General features: G+C 67.4%; 9 protein-coding genes. 4 read left to right on the forward strand and 5 right to left on the reverse strand.

Annotation, left to right across the window (positions count from 1 at the left end):
* The 3 genes from ACOMG5_RS17390 to ACOMG5_RS17400 all read left to right on the forward strand — a co-directional run.
* A partial coding sequence (locus ACOMG5_RS17390) for an RNase adapter RapZ (RefSeq protein ID WP_420345047.1) occupies positions 1-549 on the forward strand: 549 nt, incomplete at its 5' end.
* Positions 546-947 carry a PTS sugar transporter subunit IIA gene (locus ACOMG5_RS17395; protein ID WP_420345048.1) on the forward strand — a complete coding sequence of 134 codons (402 nt, stop codon included), beginning with the start codon at positions 546-548 and terminating at the stop codon, positions 945-947. The genes ACOMG5_RS17390 and ACOMG5_RS17395, both read left to right, overlap by 4 nt.
* Complete coding sequence (locus ACOMG5_RS17400; RefSeq protein ID WP_420345049.1) at positions 944-1,216, forward strand: HPr family phosphocarrier protein; 273 nt, start codon at positions 944-946, stop codon at positions 1,214-1,216. The genes ACOMG5_RS17395 and ACOMG5_RS17400 overlap by 4 nt, the downstream gene beginning before the upstream one ends.
* Here the strand turns inward: ACOMG5_RS17400 and ACOMG5_RS17405 are convergent.
* Complete coding sequence (locus tag ACOMG5_RS17405; RefSeq protein WP_420345050.1) at positions 1,213-2,247, reverse strand: NAD(P)H-dependent flavin oxidoreductase; 1,035 nt, start codon at positions 2,245-2,247, stop codon at positions 1,213-1,215. The genes ACOMG5_RS17400 and ACOMG5_RS17405 overlap by 4 nt on opposite strands.
* Before the next feature lie 52 nt (positions 2,248-2,299).
* On the reverse strand, positions 2,300-3,175 hold the full coding sequence (locus tag ACOMG5_RS17410) for a 3-hydroxybutyryl-CoA dehydrogenase (RefSeq protein WP_420345051.1): 876 nt from the start codon (positions 3,173-3,175) through the stop codon (positions 2,300-2,302).
* Between the two features lie 169 nt (positions 3,176-3,344).
* Here ACOMG5_RS17410 and ACOMG5_RS17415 point away from each other — a divergent pair, with 169 nt between their 5' ends.
* Positions 3,345-4,172 carry a DUF6473 family protein gene (locus ACOMG5_RS17415; RefSeq protein WP_420345052.1) on the forward strand — a complete coding sequence of 276 codons (828 nt, stop codon included), beginning with the start codon at positions 3,345-3,347 and terminating at the stop codon, positions 4,170-4,172.
* Here ACOMG5_RS17415 and ACOMG5_RS17420 read toward each other — a convergent pair.
* The 3 genes from ACOMG5_RS17420 to ACOMG5_RS17430 all read right to left on the reverse strand — a co-directional run.
* Positions 4,157-4,858, reverse strand: coding sequence for an ABC transporter ATP-binding protein (locus ACOMG5_RS17420; protein WP_420345053.1), 702 nt, complete (start codon positions 4,856-4,858; stop codon positions 4,157-4,159). The two genes, ACOMG5_RS17415 and ACOMG5_RS17420, sit on opposite strands and share 16 nt — an antisense overlap.
* On the reverse strand, positions 4,855-5,592 hold the full coding sequence (locus ACOMG5_RS17425; protein WP_420345055.1) for an ABC transporter ATP-binding protein: 738 nt from the start codon (positions 5,590-5,592) through the stop codon (positions 4,855-4,857). Before ACOMG5_RS17425 ends, ACOMG5_RS17420 begins: the two co-directional genes overlap by 4 nt.
* Positions 5,589-6,225, reverse strand: a 637-nt coding sequence (locus tag ACOMG5_RS17430) for a branched-chain amino acid ABC transporter permease (protein WP_420345054.1), incomplete at its 5' end; no start/stop codon positions are given. The genes ACOMG5_RS17425 and ACOMG5_RS17430, both read right to left, overlap by 4 nt.

The raw sequence follows: 6,225 nt of genomic DNA on the forward strand, positions 1-6,225 counted from the left end.
GAGGGTATCCGCCTGGAAATGGACCTGCTCGCGCCGATCCGGATGCGGGCGGACGTGCTGATCGACACGTCGGTCATGACCCCGCACGATCTGCGGGCCGAAGTCGCGCGCTGGTTCGACATGGGGCGGATTGCGCGTCTGGCGGTCTCGCTGCACAGTTTCAGCTACAAGCGCGGCACGCCGCGCGGTCTCGACATGATGTTCGACTGCCGGTTCCTGAACAATCCGTATTGGGTTCCGGCCCTGCGCGGGCTGACCGGGCTCGATCCGGCGGTGGCCGCCTATGTCGCGCAGGATCCGCGCCATGCGGAGTTCCTGGAGCGGGTGACGGGCCTGCTGCTGTTCCTGCTGCCCGCGCATGTGGCCGAGGGCAAGAGCCATCTTGCGGTGGGCTTCGGCTGCACCGGCGGGCAACACCGTTCGGTCGCGGTAACGGAACTGGTTACCAAGACCCTTGCGGATGCGGGCTGGCAAGTGTCTAAACGTCACAGGGAATTGGAACGGCGGTCTTCGGACCTGCCTGGGGTGAAAACGGGAAGCGGCGCGTGATCGGGATCGTGATCGTGGCACATGGTGGTTTGGCGCGCGAGTATCTCGCCGCGGTGGAGCATGTCGTGGGCCCCCAGCAGGGGATCCGCGCCATCACTATCGAGGATGAGCACGACCGCGCCGCCAAGCAGGCCGAGATCCGCGCGGCGGTGGATGCCGTCGATTCCGGCGATGGTGTGGTGGTCGTGACCGACATGTTCGGCGGATCGCCCTCGAACCTGAGCCTGCTGGCCTGCGAAGCCTGCGAGCGCGAGATCATCTACGGGGCGAACCTGCCCCTGCTGATCAAGCTGGCGAAATCGCGCAGCCTCGGGGTCCATGCGGCGGTGACCGCGGCGCTGGACGCCGGGCGCAAATATATCAACAGCTATTCGGTTTACGGAACGGGCGGCAAGTGAGCGTCAGCAGGACTTTGAAGATCGTCAATGAGAAGGGCCTGCATGCGCGCGCCTCGGCGCGTTTCGTCGAGGTGGTGGAAAAGTATGATGCCCAGGCTGAGGTCGAGAAAGACGGGATGAAGGTCTCGGGCGATTCGATCATGGGCCTGCTGATGCTGGCAGCCTCGCGCGGCACCACGATCGAAGTGACCACCCATGGCAGCCAGGCCGATGCGCTGGCCGATGCGCTGCAGGCGCTGGTGGGCGATCGCTTCGGCGAGGAAAACTAACCCCGCTCCCGCGCGAGCAGCGCCACCAGATCGGCCGCGGGCATCGGCCGGGCGCGGGCCGCGCCTGTCCCCGCCCATTGTGCGCTGAAGCCAGTCTCGCCTTGGGCACGCGCGGCGGCGTTCAGCGCTTTGCCGGCATCGTAGGCATAGGGATAGGGGGCGATCTGCGCCGCTGGCACCCCGTCGCCGAGCGCCGTGAACCGGTTCGCGATCCCGCGCGCGGGGCGCCCGGAAATCGCCCGGGTCATCACCGTCGCGCTGCCCAGGGCCGCGCGATAGGCGGTATCCGCCGCCGATTCAGGGCAGGCGACGAAGGCGGTCCCGAGTTGCGCTGCCGCCGCGCCGAGGCGCTCGGCGCGCGCGATGTCGGCGCCGGTCATCAGGCCGCCCGCTGCGATCACCGGCAGGCCGAGCGCGGCAATCCGGGGTAGGAGATCGAATGTCCCGAGGCGTTCATCTGCGCCGTCCGGATCAAACAGGCCGCGATGGCCCCCGGCTTCCCAGCCCTGTGCGACCACTGCGTCGATCCCGGCCGCCATCGCCGCGCGGGCTTCGGCGGCCGATGTCGCGGAGGCGAGCAGGACGATCCCGGCGGCCTTCAGCGCGGCAATGGCCTCGGGCTCCGGCAGCCCGAAATGCAGGCTGACGACGGCGGGGCGCAGCGCGAGGAGCATATCGAGCATGGCCCGATTGCCCCGGAAACTCTGATAGATTTCAGAAAGATCTTCGGGCGGAGCCGCCCCGAACTCCGCGAAGGCGGGGGCCAGATGCGCGATCCAGGCCCGGTTGCGCGCAGGATCGGGCGGGAGCGGCTGGTGGCAGAACAGGTTGGCATTGATCGGCCCGGAGGTCAGGGCGGCCGCCGCCCGCAGCGCGGCTTCTGCCTGATCCACCGTCATCGCCCCGAGCCCGAGCGCGCCGAGCGCGCCCGCCTGCGTCACCGCGGCCGCGAGCGCGGGCGTGGACACACCGGCCATCGGCGCCTGCAGGATCGGGACCCGCAGGCCGAGCCGTTCGATGAAAGGGTGCATGGTCTCCTCCTGCCGCGAGCCTGACGCAAAACCACGCCCGCGGCCAGAGGGATCAGCGCGTCGGGACGGGCGTCGCGCCGCGATAGTCGTAGAAGCCGCGCCCGGTCTTGCGCCCGAGCCAGCCCGCCTCGACATATTTCGTCAGCAGCGGGCAGGGGCGGTATTTGGTATCCGCCAGCCCGTCGTGCAGCACGTTCATGATCGCGAGGCAGGTGTCGAGCCCGATGAAATCGGCGAGCTCCAGCGGCCCCATCGGATGGTTCGCGCCGAGCTTCATCGCCATGTCGATCGACTGCACATTGCCCACGCCCTCATAGAGGACATAGACCGCCTCGTTGATCATCGGCACCAGGATCCGGTTCACGATGAAGGCGGGGAAGTCTTCGGCCGAAGCGGCGGTCTTGCCCAGCCGCGCAACGATATCGAGCATCGTGGTATAGGTCGGCTCATCGGTCGCGATGCCCCGGATCAGCTCCACCAGCTGCATCACCGGCACCGGGTTCATGAAGTGCACGCCCATGAACCGTTCCGGTCGGTCCGTGCGCGAGGCGAGCCGGGTGATCGAGATCGACGAGGTGTTGGAGGCGAGGATCGTTTCCGGCTTCAGATGCGGCAGCAGCGTGTCGAAGATCTTGGCCTTGACCTCTTCGCGCTCGGTCGCGGCCTCGATGATCAGGTCGGTCTGGCCAAGGTCGGTCAGGGTCAGCGTGGTCTTGATCCGGCCCAGCGTGGTGGCCTTGTCGGCCTCCGAGATCTTGCCCTTGGAGACCTGGCGGTCGAGGTTCTTACCGATCGTTACGAGCGCCTTGTCGAGGCTCTCCTGACTGATGTCGTTCAGCAGCACCTCATAGCCGGACAGAGCGAAGACATGCGCGATGCCGTTGCCCATCTGGCCGGCGCCCACGATCCCGACAGTCTCAATCGTCATCTCGTCACCCTTCGTTGATCCGGGCGAAATATGCTGCGGCGCAGAGAATGACGCAAGGGCAAAGCCCGGAAGTGCCGTGGCGTCGCATGTGGCACATTAGTCAAATTGCAATGTTCGTCGGGCAGGGTGCGCCGAGACGTTCATTTGTGATTTGATTCTGGAGGCGCCGATGGCCTTCGAGCATCCCGGTACCGGTGCACTCGATTATTACCCTTGCCGCTATGGCGATTCCCGCCTCATGTTCCGTGGCCCGCGTCGGACATTGGAGCGCAGCTTCATCGCCGCGATCGGCGGCTCGGAAACCTATGGCAAATTCGTCCTCGACCCCTGGCCCGCGCGGCTGGAGGCGGCGCTGGGCCTGCCGGTGGTGAACTTCGGCTGCCTGAATGCCGGCGCGGATACCTTCCTTCAGGAAAAGATCCTCGCGCGGCAGGCCAAGGCGGCGCGGCTGGCGATCGTGCAGCTGGTGGGCGCTGCCAATCTATCGAACGGGTATTATTATGTGCATCCGCGCCGCAACGATCGGTTCCTTACCGAAACCGCGCGGCTGCGGGCGCTGTTCCCGGGGGTGGATTTCACCGAATTCACCTTCACCCGGCATATGCTGGGCACGCTTCAGGCCCGTGATCCGGTGGCCTTCGCGATCCTCGCGGCGGAATTGCAGACGGTCTGGGTGCGGCAGATGACGCGGTTCCTGAACCGGATCGGCGGCAAGGCGGTGCTGCTGTGGCTGCGCGGTTGCGCCCATGACGGGGCGCCGGGGCCGGAGCCGGCGCTGGTGACCGCGGAGATGGTCGCGCAGGTGGCCGCAGGGGCTGAGGAGGTCGTCGAGGTCCGGCCATCTGCGGCGGCGCTCTCGCGGGGCACGGATGAGATGCATTTCGCGCCGATGGAGGCACCCGCTGCCGCCGTGATGCCGGGGCCGCAGGTGCATGCGGAAATCGCCGCGGCGCTGCAGCCGGTCATGCGCCGGTTGCTGGATCAGACCCCGAGGTAACGGTGCAGCAGCGACGGATCGGCTTGCAACGCTGCCGCATCGGTCTGGGCTGCGATCCGGCCATGCTCCAGAAACACCGCCCGATCCGCGAGATCGAGGACCGCCGCGGCCCGCTGCTCGACCAGAAGCACGGCCACGCCCGCCGCCCGCAATTGCCGCAGCGCCTCCCGGATCGTGGCGACCGCCTGCGGCATCAGGCCTTCGGTCGGTTCATCGAGCAAGATCACCTGCGGATCGACGCAGATCGCGCGCGCGACGGCGAGCATCGTCTGTTCGCCGCCCGACAGCGTGCCCGAGCGCTGCTGGAGCCGCTCGCCGAGCACCGGAAACAGTGCGAGTGCCCGCTCCAGCACCGCGCGCGGGCTGTTGCGCGTGGCGAGCCCGATTTGCAGGTTTTCCGCCACCGTCAGCTCCGCAAACAGCCGCCGCCCCTGCGGCACATGTGCGATGCCCGCGTGCGGGACCGCTTCGGGGGGCAGCGCGCTGAGGTCCCGGTCATCGAGCATGATGCTGCCCTGCCCGCGCCGGACCGTCCCCATGATTGCGCGGAGCGCGGTGGTCTTGCCCGCGCCGTTGCGCCCGAGCAGGCACAGGATCTCGCCGCCCCGGACGGTGATGGAAAAATCGCTGAGCGCCTGCGCCCGGCCATGGAAGGCATCGAGCCCCGATACGGTGAGCTGGCTCATGCCGGGGACCCCAGATAGGCGCTTTGCACAGCCGCATTGGCGACGATTTCTGCCGGGGAGCCTTCGGCGAGAAGCCGGCCGCGCTCCAATACGGTGATGCGGCTGGCAAGCGCCATCACCACATCCATATTGTGCTCGATGAGCAGCACCGTTGCCCCTTCCGCCACGCGCCGCACGAGGGCGATGAAATTTGCGATCTCCGCCTCGGACAGGCCCTGCGTCGGCTCATCGAGGATCAGGAGCTTCGGGCGCAGCGCGAGACCCATGGCCACTTCGAGCAGCCGCTGATGCCCATAGGCGAGGGCGCCCGCGGGCTCCTGCACCCGGTCGGCAAGGCCCACCCGGGCGAGGGCCTCACGGGCCGCCTTCAGGATTTCCGCCTCGGAGGCTCCGGGGCGGAGCAACCGCGGGCGCAACCGGCTCTGGGCGGCGATGGCCACGTTTTCGAGCGCGGTGAGCGCCGGGTAGATATTGGTGATCTGGAACGTATAGGCGATGCCGAGCCGCACGCGCCGGTGCGCGGGAAGCCCGGTGATGTCGCGCCCCTCGAAGGCGATACGGCCTGCGCTCGGCGTGATGCGCCCCGACAGCAGCCCGACGAAGGTCGATTTGCCTGCTCCGTTCGGGCCGATGATGGCGCGAATCTCGCCGCGGCGCAGGGCGAAATCGACGCCGTCCACCGCCTTCAGCCCGTCGAAATGGCGCGTCAGCCCGTGGGCCTCCAGGAGGGTCATTTCATCCATGGGATCCACCTGTCGCGCAAGCTGCCAAGAATTCCCTTCGGAAACCAGAGGTTGATGACGACGAGCAGCACGCCGATCACGATCGGATAGGCCGTGGTCAGGCCCGAGATCCGGTCGATCAGGAGTGTCATCAGCGTGGTCCCGAGAAGCGGGCCGAGCAGGGTTCCGGGCCCGCCCAGCAAGGTAAACAGCAGCACTTCGATCGAGACCCGGATTTCCGCGAAGGCGGAGCCGATATAGCCGAACATCAGCCCGTAGAGCGCGCCGGCCATGGCCGAGATCAGGCCGGAGAGGGTGAAGGCCAGAAGCCGGATGCGGTAGGTGTCGAAGCCGAGCATTTCTGTGCGGCGGGCATTCTCGCGCACGGCCGCGAACAGCCGGCCGAGCGGGCCCTGCGTCAGCGCGAAGAGGCCCAGTAGCGTGATCGCGAAGAGGCCGAGCGCGAGGTTGAACCGGGTGCTGCCCGAGGTCATGTCCACCATCCGGCCGAAGAGCGAGAAGCCGCGTGCGCTGGCGGGCAGAGTCAGGCCCTGATCGCCGCCGGTGATATCGGAGAATTGCAGGGTCAGCAGATATCCTACCTGCGAGAACATCAGGGTGACGATCATGAACGAGACCGCTTGC

It is taken from the genome of Paenirhodobacter sp., from assembly GCF_041916475.1.
GTDB lineage: Bacteria > Pseudomonadota > Alphaproteobacteria > Rhodobacterales > Rhodobacteraceae > Rhodobacter.